The sequence below is a fragment of the Pseudaquabacterium rugosum genome (genome assembly GCF_038066575.1).
Taxonomy (GTDB): domain Bacteria; phylum Pseudomonadota; class Gammaproteobacteria; order Burkholderiales; family Burkholderiaceae_C; genus Pseudaquabacterium; species Pseudaquabacterium rugosum.
The window spans coordinates 200,661-215,424 of sequence record NZ_JBBUTF010000012.1 but is presented as its reverse complement, the minus strand read 5'-3'; the positions used below and the strand labels follow the sequence as shown (position 1 = coordinate 215,424).

The following is a 14,764-nucleotide window of genomic DNA, read 5'->3' as shown; positions in this document are numbered from 1 at the left end:
CGCGCAGGGCCTGCGCGAGGCGGCGCACGCCGGCCAGGCGCACCGACAGCGGCTGGCGGCCCCAGGCGAGGGCGGCGGCGTGGGCGGTGGCCAGGCCGGCCTCGACCTGGGCCGGCGTGCAGGCCGGATGGCGGGCGATCTCGGCGCCGGTGGCCGGGTCGAGGGTGATGACGGTGCTCGACATCTCGATGCTCCTCAGGCGTGGTGTTGAAGCCGCTGGCAGACCGTGTTCTTCTGGCTGCCAGGCACCACGCAGACGTCGGCGGCCGCGCGCCAGGCCGCGAAGTGCGGCATGCGGCGGTGGGCCTCGATCGCGGCCTGATCGGCGTACAGCTCGTAGAACATGAAGTGGGTCGGATCCTGGGTGTCCTGGGTCACGTCGAAGTACAGGCAACCGGGCTCGTCCTCGAAGGTGCGACGGGCGTTTTCGGTGATGGCGGCCAGGAACGCATCCATGCGTTCGGGGTGCACGTTCAGGGAGACGATGAGGGCGATCATGGGCAAGGGGATGTCTCGTGAGGAGGGCGTGCGGGCCGTGCCGGCACGTGCTCAGACCGTGGTGGGCAGGCCGATGCCGCTGTCCGTGGCCAGCTGTCGCAGGCTGTTCCAGGTGGTGTCGGCCAGGGTGATGCCCCGTTCGCGCAGGCGCAGGGTGTGGCGGTCCTCGAGCTCGCCGGGGAAGAAGATCTCCTCGACACCCGGTGCACGCGGCACGGCCTTGGTCTGGTCGATCAGCGCTTCCATGCGGGACTCGAAGGTCGCGCGGGGCTGCATCGCCGCGATGTCGATGGTCAGCAGCAGGTGGCCACAGCCGCTGCGGCGGTCGGGCTGGTAGGGGCCGGCGATGTTGGCGCCGAAATGGCTGCCGGTCAGCACGCCCGAGAGCACGTCCATCATGAAGGAGATGACGTAGCCCTTGTGGCCCGCCATCGGAAGGATCAGGCCGTGCACGGCGTCCTCGGCGCGGGTGGTCGGCGTGCCCTGGGCATCGGCGGCCCAGCCCGCCGGAATCGGCTCGCCGCGCTCGGCAGCCAGGTAGATCTTGCCGCGGGCCACGGCCGTGTTCGCGATGTCCATCACCGCCACGCCGTGGCGGCCTGCCGGGGCCGCGATCGACCAGGGGTTGGTGCCCAGGGCCTTCTCGCGTCCGCCCCAGGGGGCCATGGCCGGCGAGGCATTCGTCGTGAGCAGGGCGACGCAGCCGGCCGCGGCTGCTTGCCGGGTGAAGTACGCGGCCGTGCCGAAATGGTTCGAGTGCCGAACGGCCACGGCGCTGATGCCATGACGGCGGGCGCGCTCGACCCCGAGCTCGATCGCCTGTTGGGTCAGGACCTGGCCGATGCCGTCCTGGCCGTCGAGCACGACGATGGCCCCGCTGTCCTGCACCACGGTGGCCGCGGTGCGGGCCTTCATCGCGCCGCGGCGCAGGCGCTCGACGTACCAGGGCAGCCGCAGCATGCCGTGCGAGGAGTGTCCCCACAGCTCGGCGACCACCAGGCTGTCGGCCAGGCGATGCGCATCGGGCTCGGGCACGTCCAAGGTGCGCAGCACGTCGGTGCCGAAGCGGGTGAGGGCGTCCGCGTGGACGGTGTGGGGCATGGACAGGGTCTCCGGAAAGCAGGGCAGGAAAAGAGATGGATCGCGTTTTCAGCGCAAGCCGTGCTCTGCGGCGATCGGTCGGGTCTCGCCGCTGGCCGTCAGCGTGCGGGTCGCCCTGGCATGGGCGTAGATCCAGAGGATCTTCATCGGCTGGTCCGCTGACAGATTGCGGAAGCGGTGCGGGACGTTGGGCGGGATCCAGGTCACGTCGTGCGCCTTCAGCTCGATCGATCGGTCATCGATGTCGAGCATCGCCCGCCCCTCCATCAACACCACGCTTTCCTCGCAATCGTGGCTGTGGAAGGGGATTTCGGTGCCACCGTCGAAGGCGGTGTAGCCGGTCAGGAAGCTGCGGCCACCGAGCGCCGGCGAGATCAGGGGCGTGGTGCGGGCGCCGCCCCCACGCTCGTGCACGGGCAGCGACTCGGGCTTGAGGACGGCGGCGTCCGACGGGGTCTTGAGGATCATGGTGCGGGCGGGATCAGGTCTCGGGGTGTGGCGACACTATAGAGCTTTATGAATAAAAAAAGCAATATGGTGCGACGAGCGGCCGCCGTGCCAGGTGCGTTGCCATGGCGCCGGCCGATGCCGACAGCCGCGACAGCCGGTCGACCTGCGGTGTGTGGGGAGCGTCGAGGGCCTCACCCGTCGTGCGCATCAGGCCGCGGGTCCGTGGTGCCGTGGTGCCGTGGTGCCGATGACCACGGTCCTGGATCCGGCGCACAGGGCGGCGCCCGGAGGCGGCACGGGCGTGCCGTGCGGCGAGGTTCAGGATCGTGGCACTCAGGCCGACGAGGCCGCAAGCGTCCGAAGTGAGGTGTCTTGCGACGGCCTCATGCGGGCGCGCTCAACGATCGAAATAAGCCCTGGCCGTGTCCGCCAGATCCATCACCCGCCAGCCGGGCGGTGCCTCGGTGTCGCCGCGCAGCGAGATCGCCAGGCGGCGGGCTGGCCAGGCCAGTTCCACCGCCGGGCCGCCGGTGCGGCTGGCGAGCTCGATCTCGGGCGGTGGCCAGCCGTGGTGGCTGGCCAGGCCGAGCAGGCCGTGGCTGGCCGGATCGCCGTAGCGCAGCAGCTGGTCCCAGTCGCCGTCGAAGAAGCCGGCCTGGCGGCGCAGGCCGTTGATCGTCCGCGTCTCCTCACGGCTCAGCACGATGTGCTCGTGCATCGGCTGCAGGCGGTGGCAGGCCTTGCACAGCACCCTCAGGTTCGCGGGCGTGTTGTGGCGCTTGTCGCCGTCGACATGGTGGACGTGCAGCAGCTGCCGATGGTCGCTGCAGTCGGCCCGGCATTCGCTGCAGGACCAGCCGGCGGCCGCGCGCAGCCGTTGCGAGATCTGCGGCCAGTCCGGTGCGTACAGCGATTCGCCGTCGCGCACGTGGCCGCGTCTGGGCAGGTGCGTGAAGCAGGAAGCGTAGGTGCTGAAGAAGTCCGTCAGGTCGAAGGTCTCGCGCAGGCGCCTGGCGTTGCGCAGGACCCGGCACTGGCGGTAGTTCAGCAGGTTGAGGCAGAGCTGGCAGACGTAGAGCCCGGCCCGGCCCTGGATCTCGCGGACCTGGTCGACGCTGCCGCTGAGCTGGAACTCGCCGCTCACGTCGGTGGTGGCGATGTAGCGGTTGAAGCGGCCGGAGGCCTTCATCTTCTCCAGCGTCTCGCACCAGGCGACGTGGAACTTCTTGCCCGGCTCGCGGTTGCCGGCCAGCACGGCGCTGATGTGCGGCCCCTGGTCCGGGATGTAGAGCAGGACCTGGCGGCCCTCGTAGGCCAGCAGGCCGGAGACCGCACCCAGGTCTTCCAGCCGGACTTCGACGCCCTGCTGCAGCCGGGCCTCGATCTCGTCGATGTGGCTGCCGCGCTCGAGCGAGAACGGTCGCCGCGGCGCGCCGATCGCCTCGGCGATGCGCCACAGGGCGGAGAAGTCATGGTGCAGCTTCATGACGGGCGCCGTGAGGTCATCGCACCAGCTGCCGGATCGCCGACTCGGCGTTCGAGATCACGCGGAAGGTCACGCGGCGTGACTTTCCGCCGTCCTCGGCGCCCGTGGCGTCGAGCACCGGCCGGCTCGATGACAGACCGACGGCGGCGATGTTGCGGCGGATCCACTGGCGGTCTTCCTGGCTGGCCGGCAGGCCCTGCACGAAGAACAGCACCGAGCGTGTGCGTGCCTGTGACAGCTCCATGTTGCGCAGATAGGCCTCCTCCGGTGGCGTGTGCGTGTCCCACTGCGAGCTGGTGTGGCCTTCGATGCGCACCTCCTGGATCGAGCCGCGGAAGTGGCCCAGGACCCTCATGTAGCGCGGGAAGAAGTCGTCCAGCACGTCCTTGAAGCGGGGCGTCATCGCGGCCGAGCCGAGGCCGAACAGGATGTCCGGTGACTTGAACTCGAAGGACAGGGTGTCGCGGTCGATGGCGGCGTTCCAGCGCGTCAGGTCGGCGCCGAACTCCTGCTGCAGCGCCTCGTGCAGGGCCACCTGGTTGCGTTGGTAGGCCGCGGCCACGTCCGTGACCTTGTCCCGTTCGGCCAGCGCGTGGCGCATCAGCGCGATGCTGATGAACAGGAACACCATCATCAGGCCCGACATCAGGTCCGAGACGCTGACCCAGTGCTCGGCGCTGTCCTGCGAGGCCGCGCGGGGCGGACGGCCGAAGATCTTGTCCATGCGGTGCGCTCGCTCAGGACAGCGGGCGGGCGCGTTCGCGCTCACCGCCGCGGCGGTAGGTGTCCATCAGGTGGCCGGCGATCGACGCCAGCGACGAGCCCAGCTCCTGAAGTGCGGCGTTGAGCTGCTTGCCCAGGGCTTCGTCGAGCTGGCGCAGCTGCTCGTTGACGGCGGCATGGGTGCGACCGACGGCCTCTTCCACCTGGCGCTCGACCGCCTGCAGCGAGCGTTCGGCATGCTGCACCATGGCCTGGTTGGCGCTGTCGAGCGTGCGCTGGCTCTCGGTGCGCGCGCGCTCGCTGGCGGCCACCGTGGTCTGCAGGGTCTGCTGCACGCTGCCGAGCAGGCCCTGGGCCAGCTCGGCACTGCGCGCGACCATCTCCTGGGCCCGGGTCTCGACGGCGGTCATCGACTGCGCGATCGCGCTGGTGATGCCGCTGCGGATGCGTTCGGTGTTGGCCGTCAGCATCTCGAGTGCGTCCTTCATCTCGCTGGCGATGTGCTCGGACTGGCCGGCCACGTCCTGGGCCGTGCGGACCAGGCTGCCCTGCGTCTGACGCACGGAGGCCTCGAACTGCTGCGAGCCCTCGATCAGCACCATCTGCACGCGCTCGGCGCCGACCACCAGGCGCTGGCCGACCTCGTCGAGCTGCTGCTGGATCTGCGGCACCGCGCCCACCGCCCGGTCGCGCAGCGTGACGAAGGCGTCCAGATGGCGCGACAGCTCGGCGATCTGGTGCTGGTTGACCGCCAGCACCTCGTGCAGCTGGCGCATGTCCTGCGGGATGCGCGCGGTCTCGGTGCCGATGGCGCTCACGGCCACGCGCGTGGCGTCGATCGATTCGGTGCCCAGGCGGTACAGGCGGCTCATCTCGCCCAGCTGCTCGCGGTAGCCGTCCTGCCATTCGACCAGGCGCTGCACCGACGCATCCAGGCGCTTGAAGTTGTCGCCGAACTGCTCGGTCAGCTTCTGGTTGAACTCGACGATGACCTGCTGCAGCGCGGTGATCACCTGCTCGGTGGCCGAGCGCGACAGCATGGCCGCGAAGTTGTCCAGTTGGGCCAGCAGCCGCGCCTCGAAGGCGTCATGGCGCTGGCCGGTGGACGAGCGGAAGTCCGCCACGTCGGTGCGCAGCATCTGCAGCTGGCCCACCAGCGATCGCTCGTCCTGGCCGCCGATGCCGCGGGCGATGGTGCCCAGCACCTCATGTTGACGCTGCAGCACGGCATGGATGTCGGCGGGGCCGACGGCGTCCGTCGGTGAGGAGTCGCCGTCCGCGGGCCGCGCATCCTGATGACGGGTGTGCAGCACCTTGAAGGCGATGGCGAAGAACATGCCGATGATGCTGGTGACGAAGGCCGTCTTCAGCCCGCCCAGCAGCAGCGTGATGCTGCCGTCGATCTGCGCCGGATCGAACTGCAGCAGGCCGACGAAGATGCCCAGAAAGGTGCCGAACAGACCCAGCGAGGTCATCAGCGACGGGGCATAGTCGACGAAGCTGGCCGCCCGTCCGTCGATCAGGCAGCGCCGTGCATGGACGAAGGCCCAGGCGCACAGGCCGAAGAACAGCGCGTTGAGCGCCCAGGTGAAGGCCGGGCTCTGGAAGAAGTCGTGCATCGGGAATGGGCGTTCTGGGGATCGTCTGCCAGCCCCTCGTTCCGGGCGGCAGGCGCCTCGCCGATCTTGTCATCCCGTCTGCGGATGCCGGCCCCCTTGTCCGTGGGTGAATGCGGGGTCCGGACCACAGGGCATATTCACCTTGACGGCGGCCGGGATCCCCGATGACCGGGCATCGCGTGGGTGCCGGACGCCGGAGCCCGGCCGATATAGTCTGCCCATGCCAGAAGACCTTCGTCGGCCGCCGGCGGCGGCATCGCGGATCCGCAACCTGTTCACTGACGCTGTGAGTCCCGACCAGGGCGAGCGCTTCGACATCCTGTTGCAGCACCGCAATCTCGTCGTTGAACGCATCGTCAGCAGCGCGCACATCACGCCGCAGACCTGGGTGCAGCCGCAGGACGAGTGGGTGCTGCTGCTGAGCGGCCAGGCCCGGATGCAGGTCGATGGGCAGACGGTCGATCTGGTCGTCGGCGACAGCCTGTTCCTGCCGGCCGGCCTGCCGCACAGCGTGCTGCGGACGGCCGAGGGCACGACCTGGCTGGCCGTGCATCTGCACCCGACCGCCGACACGCCGGGCCCCTCGGGCGATGCGTTGGCCGGCCAGGCGGATGCCTGATCCCGCCGTGGTTTCGGCCCCGGCCCCGGCCCCGGCCCCGGTTCCGCTTCCGGCACGCACCGCACGGTGGCGCAAGCTGTCGATCGCCGATGACCCACGGGGAACCCGGGTCCCCCGCGCCGGATCCGTCATGGCATGCACCTGAATTACCGGCATCTCTACCTGTTCTGGCTGGTGGCCAAGGAGGGCGGCCTCAGCCGTGCGGCGGAACGTGAGGGTCTGGCAGTGCAGACCGTCAGCGAGCAGGTGCGTGCGCTCGAGCGCTCGCTCGGCCATCAGCTGCTCAAGCCGTCCGGGCGCGGCGTCGTGCTGACGGAGGCCGGCCGTGCGGCCTGCGCCCGGGCGGAGGAGATCTTCCGCATCGGCCAGCACATCGCCGATGAGGTGCGCCAGGCGGCCACCGAGCCGGTGCTTCGCCTGGCCGTGGGCCTGACCGACGGCCTGTCCAAGCTGGCTGTCCATGCGCTGCTGGCCCCGGTGCTGGGCGATGCGCGCCTGCGACTGCTGTGCCACGAAGGCGAGTCCGCGCATCTGCTGGGCGAACTGGCGCTGCACCGGCTGGATCTGGTGCTGGCCGGGCACGGTGCGCCGGCCACGCCAGGGCTGGGCCTGGGCAGTGAGCGGCTGCTGTCGTCGCCGATCGTCTGGATGGGGCCGCCGGTCTGGGCCGAGGCGGCGGCCGGCCGGCCCTTTCCGCAGTGCCTGGACGATCTGCCCCTGCTGCTGCCGACCGCACATGCCGCGCTGCGGCTGCGGCTCGATGCCTGGTTCGAACAGCACGGCCTGCGGCCGCACATCGTCGGCGAGTTCGAGGACAGCGCGCTGCTGGCGCTGTTCGCCGAACGCGGGCTGGGTGTGTTCCCGGTCAGTGCGGCCGGCGCGGCGGACCTGCCGCGCAGCCATGGCCTGTCGAGCCTGGGCCGCTGCGGCGATCTGCACGAGGAGATCCATGCGATCCGCGCGCGCCGCGGCATGCACCATCCGCTGGTGCAGCGCATCGTCGACGCGGCCCGCACCGGCTGAGCACCGGCCACGGAGCCGGAGGGCTCAGAGCAGGCCGCGCGGCGGGTACTCGCGGGCCGCCGGCCGCTGCTCGGCGGCCCGCACCGCACGGCCCAGCACCTGGTCGGCCGCCACCGGCCCCAGCGCCTCGCACAGGCTGACATAGAGGCCGGTCAGCAGGGCGGACAGATCGGCGGTCGAGCGCGTCAGGCGCCAGGCCCGCCGCCGCTGTCCACTGTCGACCGACAGCGCCAGACTGGCCAGCGCCGCCCGCCCCGGGGTGTCCTGCAGCGGCGCACCGAGCTGCTCGCCACAGGCCTGCACCCAATCCGCATGCGCAGCGGCATGGGACTGCAGCATCTCGGCACACAGCGCATCGACGATGTCGGCGAACACCCGTTGCACGGCCGGCACGTCCGGATCGTCGTCGGGCGCCGTCTCCCGGGCGTCGGGGCGGCTGGCCGGGCCGGCGATGACCGGTGCCGCGCTCGCCTCGATGGGTTGCGCCTCGATGGTCGGCGTCGCCGGTGCCGCGCTGACCGGGCCGGTGTCCAGGAGCGGGCCGGCGCTCGGCTGGGCGGTGTGGGTGGCCGCCCGGGCCGGCGCCAGGGCGCTCACGGTGGGGGTGACGGTGGGGGTGACGGTGGGGGTGACGGGGGCGGGCCATCCCTGCGCCGGCAGCGGGCCGCTCCAGCTGCTGCCCAGGCTGAAGGCGGCCGGCTGGGCGGCCGGCGGCATCGCGGCGTGCGGCTGCAGCCCGTCCGGGATGTCCGCCGCCTCGCCGGTAGCGGCGACCGCGAACGCCGGCATCACCGGCACGGCCCCGCCGGCCGGCTGCTGCTGCTGCTGCTGCGCACGCCGTGCGGCCATCACCGGCCAGGGATCGAGCGGCAGGTCGTCCGCCGACCGCCGCAGCGCGGTGTGCAGCGCGCCGTACAGGCGCTTGCGGACGGCGGTGTCGATGCCGTGCTGCTCGCCCACCAGGTCCACATAACGCAGGATGTCGGTGACCGACTCGCCGCCCATGCGGTCCTCGCACAGCCACAGGGCCTCCATCAGTTCCGATTCGCCCAGCAGCGGCTCGAAGACGGCCAGTGCCGCACAGCGGCGTCGGGTCCGCGCGTCCACCGTCAGGCTCCGCGCGCCAGGCCGCCGGGCGGATCCTGGAATTCGGGATAGGCGATCTCGTGGTGCTCGGTGTGGTCCAGGCCGCGTTGTTCGTTGAGCGTCGGCGCACGCAGGCCCAGCACGCGGTCGATGGCCTTGAAGGCCAGCCAGGCCGTGGGCAGCGCCCATGCCAGGGCGGCGAGGGCGCCGACCAGCTGCACCAGCACGCGCTGCGGGTTCAGCAGGTCGCCGTCATGGAACAGGCCGGCGGCCAGCAGGCCCCAGGTGCCGCCGATGCCGTGCACGGCGATGGCGTCGACCGCGTCGTCGATGCGCAGCGCCCGGATGCGCTCGGCGCCCCAGACGCACAGCGCGCCGGCGATCAGGCTGCTCAGCAGCGCCCAGACCGGCGCCATCGTCGCCGCGCCGCCGGTGATCGCGACCAGCCCGCACAGGCTGCCGTTGACGCTGGCCGACATCAGCACCGGCCGCCCGCTGAGCTTCTGGAACAGCAGCGCACCGACACCACCGCCGCAGGCCCCGAGATGGGTGACCAGCAGCACCCGGCCCAGATTGGCGCTGTCCAGTCCGCTGATGCTGCCCCCGTTGAAGCCGAACCAGCCCAGCCACAGCACGAAGCCGCCGAGCGCGACCAGCGGCAGGTTGTGGCCCGGGATCTCGCGCGCCTCACCCGACTTGGCGAAACGCCCCAGCCGCGGCCCCAGCACCAGCAGACCGGCCAGCGCACACCAGGCGCCCACCGAGTGCACCGCACCGTCCCCGGCGAAGTCCACGAAGCCCATGGTCTTGAGCCAGCCGGCCTCGTTCCAGGACCAGTGGGCATACACCGGGTAGATCACCAGCGACATCACGGTCGCGAAGGCCAGATAGCCGCCGTAGCGCATGCGCTCGGCCACCGCACCGGAGACGATGGACACCGCGGTGGCCGCGAACATCATCTGATAGACCAGGTTCACCGCCTGGCCGGGCGGCAGCGCATCGACGGCGAAGCCGCCCGTGCCCACCAGCCCGCCGGCGCTCGGACCGAAGGCCAGCGCCCAGCCGCAGGCCCAGAAGGTGATCCCGGCCAGGCAGGTGCCGAGGTAGACCTTCATGATCACGTTGACGGAATTCTTGGCCCGTGAAAGGCCGCCCTCGACCAGCGCGAAGCCGGCCTGCATGAAGAAGACCAGGGCGGCGCAGACGGCCACCCAGGCGGTGTTGACCAGATCGTTCATCGGGGTACTGCGCAGAAACGGGAGCGGCGAGAGGCATCGCCGTCGGGCGGCGGGAAGGGCGGTGAGGAGGGATGGCCGGTCGTGCGGCCGACCGGCGCCGGACGCTCAGCGCATGCCGTAGGGGCGCGGGCGCTTGACCGGCGGCGGCACGGGCGGGCTGTCGAAGTCCTCGGCGGTCAGTTCGGGCAGTGCCAGCAGTTCGTTGAACACGGTGTCCTCGCCGGGCGACGGCGGCACGTGGGTGGCCTCGAACTCGACATAGAACTCCGGCGGCAGCTCGATCACGTCCAGACCGTCATCGTCAGGCGTCAGCGCGCCGGGGGGGCCGTCCGCCGCCGGGGCCTCGTCGGTGCTGGCCGGATCGTTGCGGTGCCAGCGTGACGGTGCGGCATGCCAGGGCTGGCCGGCCGGCTGGCCCAGTGGGCCGGCCCAGGGGGCGGCCGTCGCCGCCTCGGTCCCGGCCGTGGTCGTCGTCGACGGCGGCGCGGGCCTGCGCTCGGGCAGCAGCGGCGGCAGGTCGTCGCCGCGGGCCCAGCCCGAGGTGGCCTCGGCCGGATCGGGGTCCAGCCGCAACAGGTCGTCGTCGGTGGCCGGGGGGGGCGAGGTGTCCGAGGCCGGCGCCGGATCGTGCGCCTGCACGGCGGCGGGCGTGCCGGGTTCGGTCGCCGACGGGCCCACCGGCGTCACGGGGGCTGCCGCCGGTCCCGGTGAGGCCGGTGCGGGCACGGGCAGGGACACGGGCGCGACCACGGCGGCCGAGGCCAGGCCCGGATGGCGGACGGGCACGGCGATCTGGCCCGTCGCGGCCGCACGGGCGGCCGCCAGCGAGGCGGCATCCGGCCCCCGCATCGGGTCGTCGGCATCGTGTTCGTAGCCCTCGGGGTGGACGATGGCCGGCGGCAGCTCGGGCTTCTGCCAGCGCCGCACGCTGCGGATCACGCCATCGGTCAGCGTGATCAGGTCATCGGCGGCATGGATCAGCTCGCGATCGTGCGAGGAGAAGACGAAGGAGATGCCGTAGCGCGTCTGCATGCGCCGCATCAGCGTCAGGATGGCCTTGCCGGTGCGGCTGTCGAGGTTGGCCGTGGGCTCGTCGGCGATCACCAGCTTGGGCCGGCGCACCAGTGCGCGGGCGATGGCCACGCGCTGGCGCTGGCCGCCGGAGAGCTCGCCCGGCTTGTTCTTCGCGCGGTCGCTCAGGCCGACGGCGGCCAGCAGCTTGGTCACGCGGTTATGGCGTTTGGCGGGCGGCACGCCGGCGATCACCAGCGGGTACTCGATGTTCTCGTAGGCCGAGAGCACCGGCAGCAGGTTGAAGTTCTGGAAGACGAAGCCGATGTTGGCCGAGCGGAAGTCGGCCAGTTCGTCGTCGGGCAGATCGTTCAGGCGCTGGCCGGCGACGGTGATCTCGCCGCGGTCGGGCTTGTCCAGCCCGCCCAGCAGGTTGAGCATCGTCGTCTTGCCGCTGCCCGACGGACCGAGGATGACGGTGAACAGGCCCGGACGGATCAGGACATCTAGGCCGCGCAGCACCGGCACGTCGACCTGGTCCATCTGATAGTGCTTGTGCACCCCCGTGAGAACGGCCACCGGTTCGGGCGTGCCCATGGCGGGGTGGAACATCGAGGATGCGGCAGCGTCACGCATGGGGCAGCAGGGAAGGCCGGGCAGGCCGGACCAGGACCGGAAGGAGCCGATTGTGACCCGATCGCCTCGGCGGCCTCTCCCTATGTCAAGGGCTGAGCCAGCCGCGGCGGCGCGTGGCCTGCCGCGCCAGCAGGGCCGAGCGTCCGCGTGGCGCATGTCCTGAACCGTCCCCGACCGGGGCTTGCCCTACAGCTTGCGGGGCAGACGGAGGGTCCGCGACGGACGGTGGTGGCCGCGGTCCCGGCGCGAGGGCGCGGCGGGGCCGGCGGGTCGGTCCCGTGTTCAGGGGGGAGGCCGCGCGGCCGGTGCGCCTAGCCGATCCGGCGCGCTCTGTCCATGATCCAGATGCAAAAACCGGCTCGGCCGTGTCGCGGGAGCGACGCTGCCGATGACCTTTCGTGTCAGGTGCCGGGGCGCGTGCGGCGGCCCTGGATGTGTCGAAATGCGTCTGGCGCAGCCTGGAATGGGCGTTCCGGGCGGAACGGGCCGGTCCGCCGGTCGGCGGCAGGCCTGATCCGTTTCGGGTTCTGGGGATACGCGCGTTCAGGGGGCGTGCACCACAATGTCGCGACTTGTCCTTCCTCGCCCTCAGAAAGCAGTTCTTGTTCCGAGACATCACATGCGCCATGGCGGCCCGGGCGAGGGGTCTGCCGTCCGTTCCGGGTCCTGTGCGGTCCTTGACCGGGACTGCTCCGGTGGCCGCCCTTCTGGCGTGCTGTCCGGGCGGCCTGTGCGGGCCCACCGGGGCCCCGCGGTCATGAGCGGCGACGCCGCCGCGGTCCTCACGGCCTGCGATCCGGCCTTCGTGCTCGAGGCCGAGCGCGGATTGGCGCTGTCGATCGAGGCCCGCAGCCGGGTCGAGCCGCGTGAGGCCTGGCGCTGGCTGGCCATGCGCATCGCGCGTCAGCCCTACGATCTGCGGGCCCATGCCCAGCGGGTGCGGCTGCTGGCCGAGACCGGTGAAGGCAGCCGCCTGTTCGGGGCCCTGGTCGATCTGTTCCTGGTGCTGGGCGACAAGGGGCGCGAGCTGCGTGGGGCCTTGCTGGCGCTGGCCCGTCCGGCGCTCGATCCGGATGACCATGCCTGGCTGCAGTCCCATCTGGCCGCCGGCCTGCCGCGCGAGACGGGCCTGCCGTTCGCGCTCGGCTCGGTGGTCGCCCATGGCGCCTACGGCTCGGGCCCGCTGGTGTCCGGGCAGGCGGTGGCCGCCGCGCCGGTGGCCGAGCCGCCGGCCGGCGATCCCTACGCCGACGATCCGTTCTACGTTCCGCCGGAACTCAAGGCATGAGTGACCTGTTTCCCGCCCGCACGCCGGTGCCCGCGCGCCTCAAGGTCTCGCTGCTGAGCCTGCCGCCGCGCACGCAGGCCGTGATGGAGTACTTCATGGCCGGTGCCGGCCGTGCGGCCTTCATGCCGGTGGCCGCCACCAGCGCCGACGCGGCCATCTTCGACCACGATCACCCGGACTCGCGCCAGCAGTGGGAGGACTTCCACCGCGCCTATGGCCGCCCCGGCATCCTGTTGTCGGTCAACCCGCAGGAGGTGCCCGACACCGTCTGGGTGCAGAAGCCGGCCACCCCGGCCGCGCTGATGGCCGCCGCCGCACGCCTGGCGTCGATCACCGCCGGCCGCGGGGCCGCGGCGGTCGCACCGCCTCCGGTGGCCTTGCCGCCGGGCGGGGTCGCGCGCACGGGTGCCGGGCTGGCGGTGTCCTCGTCCGCAGCGGCCGCCACGGCCGCCAGCGTCGGCCTGTCGCCGCTGCGCACCGCCGCCTTGCGCCCGATCCTGCCCCCCGGGCTGGCCGGTGCCGCGGTGCCGCCGACGGCCGGTTCGACCGGCTCGGCCGGTTCGGCCGGTTCGGCCGGCGAGATCTCCGGTCTGCGCGTGGCCTCGCCGCTGCCGGGGCCGGCGGCGGCCTGGTCGCCGTCGCCACCGCCCGCCGTGCGGCCGCTGCCGGTCGCCGCCGCGCCGCTGCCGCCGTCCGATGGCGGGCGACTGCTGATCGGCAGCCCGGTGTTGCCCCTGACCCCGGTGGCACCGGCCACGCCGGCTGCATCGGCCGCACCGATGACCCCGCCCGCTCCCGCGGCGCCGGCTCTGCGCGGCGTCGTGGCCCCGCCGGCGGCGCAGCCCGTGTCGCCCCCCGCGGCGGCGCCGGCACCGACCGCGGCCGATCTGCAGGCGCTGCAGCCGTTCGCCACGCCGGCCGTGGGCACCCCACGGCCGGTGGCCGGCGCCCGGCCGCTGGTGTCGGTCCAGCCGGCGGCCGGTGTCGCGGCCTCCCTGGCGGCGCATCTGGCCGCGCAGGCCGGTCAAGCCGCCCAGGCCGCGCAGGCCACCCCAGCCGCCCCTCCGGCCACGCACCCGGCGCCTGCGGCACCCGCCTTGCCCAGCCGCCCGTCGGCGGGTGTGAATGGGGGCGATCCGGCGGCCGTCCTGGCCGCCAGCCGCCACTGGCCCGACAGCCGGCCCGACAGCCGGCCCTCGGCCGCCGGCGATGCCCCGGCCACCCAGCCCCCGCCGCGCCGCATCGATCCTGCTGAGGAAACGCGTTACCTCGGCGACCGACCCGATGTCAGCCCCGAGGCGCTGAAGTCCGAGCCGGCGGCCTTCTTCAGCCGCCGCAACACGCTGCTCGACGGCGTCAGCGAGGCCTGGCGCATGGCGCGCAAGGCCCAGGGCCTGGCCGTGGTGGAGACCGCGGCCGGCATGCTGATCTTCGACGCGACCACCAACCGCGTGCACCTGACCTTCGAGCTGGGCCGCGTGACCGCGATGTGCGTGGCGGTCTACGAGATCCCGCTGCGGGTGCGCAGCTTCAGCGCCCGCGAGCTCTCGCGCCTGCAGCACGAGGGGGGCAAGGTGGCGGCCGTCGACCGGGCCGACACGCTGCTGTGGCGCATCGCGCTGCTGACCTCGCGCGGGCGCCTGCCCGAAGGCATCGACCCCACGGCGCCGCTCTACCTGCAGCGCTGGCCGAACGCCACCCGGCTGACCCACACGCCCGAGGCGCTGCGCGTGATCGCGATGCTGGCGGTCAAGGGGGGGTCGGCGGTCGAGGTGGCGCAGGCGCTCGAGGTGCCCCAGCGCTACGTGTTCGCCTGCTGTGCCGGCCTGGCCGCGCTCGACCTGCTGAGCACCGACGCCAAGCTGGGCGAACGTCGCCAGCGCCGGGCCCAGCCCAAGGGCCGGTCCATCTTCACCCGCCTGCTGCGCTGGCTGCGCGTCAAGGATTGAGGCGGCCGCAGCGGCCGCGCGCTCTTCAGCTTGCCTT

General features: G+C 72.4%; 13 protein-coding genes and 1 pseudogene. 4 read left to right on the top strand and 10 right to left on the bottom strand.

Annotated features, from left to right (window positions below; translation table 11 throughout):
- The 7 genes from AACH11_RS14440 to AACH11_RS14410 form a co-directional block, all read right to left on the bottom strand.
- Positions 1-184 (bottom strand): aldehyde dehydrogenase family protein (locus AACH11_RS14440; protein ID WP_341374937.1); only part of this gene is annotated, 184 nt, incomplete at its 3' end.
- Between the two features lie 11 nt (positions 185-195).
- Complete coding sequence (locus AACH11_RS14435) at positions 196-498, bottom strand: putative quinol monooxygenase (RefSeq protein ID WP_341374936.1); 303 nt, start codon at positions 496-498, stop codon at positions 196-198.
- A 51-nt stretch (positions 499-549) separates the two neighbouring features.
- Complete coding sequence (locus AACH11_RS14430) at positions 550-1,599, bottom strand: Ldh family oxidoreductase (protein ID WP_341374935.1); 1,050 nt, start codon at positions 1,597-1,599, stop codon at positions 550-552.
- 48 nt (positions 1,600-1,647) lie between these two features.
- The gene (locus AACH11_RS14425) at positions 1,648-2,067 is read right to left on the bottom strand and encodes a cupin domain-containing protein (RefSeq protein WP_341374934.1); all 420 of its coding nucleotides are present in this window, start codon (positions 2,065-2,067) and stop codon (positions 1,648-1,650) included.
- Positions 2,068-2,446: 379 nt separating this feature from the next.
- Positions 2,447-3,535 (bottom strand): HNH endonuclease, encoded by a 1,089-nt coding sequence (locus tag AACH11_RS14420; RefSeq protein WP_341374933.1) that lies wholly within the window; start codon positions 3,533-3,535, stop codon positions 2,447-2,449.
- 16 nt (positions 3,536-3,551) lie between these two features.
- Positions 3,552-4,259 (bottom strand): OmpA/MotB family protein, encoded by a 708-nt coding sequence (locus AACH11_RS14415; protein ID WP_341374932.1) that lies wholly within the window; start codon positions 4,257-4,259, stop codon positions 3,552-3,554.
- Positions 4,260-4,272: 13 nt separating this feature from the next.
- Positions 4,273-5,877, bottom strand: a complete 1,605-nt coding sequence (locus AACH11_RS14410) for a MotA/TolQ/ExbB proton channel family protein (protein WP_341374931.1) — start codon at positions 5,875-5,877, stop codon at positions 4,273-4,275.
- Positions 5,878-6,163: 286 nt separating this feature from the next.
- On the opposite strand from AACH11_RS14410, the gene AACH11_RS14405 reads away from it, so the two are divergent.
- Together AACH11_RS14405 and AACH11_RS14400 are read left to right on the top strand one after the other, a co-directional pair.
- On the top strand, positions 6,164-6,496 hold the full coding sequence (locus AACH11_RS14405; RefSeq protein WP_341374930.1) for a cupin domain-containing protein: 333 nt from the start codon (positions 6,164-6,166) through the stop codon (positions 6,494-6,496).
- Between the two features lie 135 nt (positions 6,497-6,631).
- Complete coding sequence (locus AACH11_RS14400) at positions 6,632-7,519, top strand: LysR substrate-binding domain-containing protein (RefSeq protein ID WP_341374929.1); 888 nt, start codon at positions 6,632-6,634, stop codon at positions 7,517-7,519.
- A gap of 24 nt (positions 7,520-7,543) precedes the next feature.
- Here AACH11_RS14400 and AACH11_RS14395 read toward each other — a convergent pair whose 3' ends face one another.
- From AACH11_RS14395 to AACH11_RS14385, 3 genes and pseudogenes are all read right to left on the bottom strand, one after another.
- Positions 7,544-8,626: a hypothetical protein gene (locus tag AACH11_RS14395; RefSeq protein WP_341374928.1), complete on the bottom strand. Its 1,083-nt coding sequence runs from the start codon at positions 8,624-8,626 to the stop codon at positions 7,544-7,546.
- A gap of 2 nt (positions 8,627-8,628) precedes the next feature.
- Positions 8,629-9,843 carry an ammonium transporter gene (locus tag AACH11_RS14390; RefSeq protein ID WP_341374927.1) on the bottom strand — a complete coding sequence of 405 codons (1,215 nt, stop codon included), beginning with the start codon at positions 9,841-9,843 and terminating at the stop codon, positions 8,629-8,631.
- A 918-nt stretch (positions 9,844-10,761) separates the two neighbouring features.
- Positions 10,762-11,451, bottom strand: a pseudogene (locus tag AACH11_RS14385) (ABC transporter ATP-binding protein); the annotation flags it as partial.
- Positions 11,452-12,247: 796 nt separating this feature from the next.
- On the opposite strand from AACH11_RS14385, the gene AACH11_RS14380 reads away from it, so the two are divergent.
- Both AACH11_RS14380 and AACH11_RS14375 read left to right on the top strand, forming a co-directional pair.
- The gene (locus AACH11_RS14380) at positions 12,248-12,778 is read left to right on the top strand and encodes a hypothetical protein (RefSeq protein WP_341374926.1); all 531 of its coding nucleotides are present in this window, start codon (positions 12,248-12,250) and stop codon (positions 12,776-12,778) included.
- Positions 12,775-14,727, top strand: coding sequence for a hypothetical protein (locus tag AACH11_RS14375; protein ID WP_341374925.1), 1,953 nt, complete (start codon positions 12,775-12,777; stop codon positions 14,725-14,727). Before AACH11_RS14380 ends, AACH11_RS14375 begins: the two co-directional genes overlap by 4 nt.
- Positions 14,728-14,764: the final 37 nt, after the last annotated feature.

Coding starts and splice junctions, on each gene's coding strand:
- AACH11_RS14425 (WP_341374934.1), bottom strand. CDS start 2,067: ATGATCCTCAAGACCCCGTCGGACGCCGCCGTCCTCAAGCCCGAGTCG.
- AACH11_RS14435 (WP_341374936.1), bottom strand. CDS start 498: ATGATCGCCCTCATCGTCTCCCTGAACGTGCACCCCGAACGCATGGAT.
- AACH11_RS14390 (WP_341374927.1), bottom strand. CDS start 9,843: ATGAACGATCTGGTCAACACCGCCTGGGTGGCCGTCTGCGCCGCCCTG.
- AACH11_RS14415 (WP_341374932.1), bottom strand. CDS start 4,259: ATGGACAAGATCTTCGGCCGTCCGCCCCGCGCGGCCTCGCAGGACAGC.
- AACH11_RS14380 (WP_341374926.1), top strand. CDS start 12,248: ATGAGCGGCGACGCCGCCGCGGTCCTCACGGCCTGCGATCCGGCCTTC.
- AACH11_RS14430 (WP_341374935.1), bottom strand. CDS start 1,599: ATGCCCCACACCGTCCACGCGGACGCCCTCACCCGCTTCGGCACCGAC.
- AACH11_RS14400 (WP_341374929.1), top strand. CDS start 6,632: ATGCACCTGAATTACCGGCATCTCTACCTGTTCTGGCTGGTGGCCAAG.
- AACH11_RS14375 (WP_341374925.1), top strand. CDS start 12,775: ATGAGTGACCTGTTTCCCGCCCGCACGCCGGTGCCCGCGCGCCTCAAG.
- AACH11_RS14410 (WP_341374931.1), bottom strand. CDS start 5,877: ATGCACGACTTCTTCCAGAGCCCGGCCTTCACCTGGGCGCTCAACGCG.
- AACH11_RS14420 (WP_341374933.1), bottom strand. CDS start 3,535: ATGAAGCTGCACCATGACTTCTCCGCCCTGTGGCGCATCGCCGAGGCG.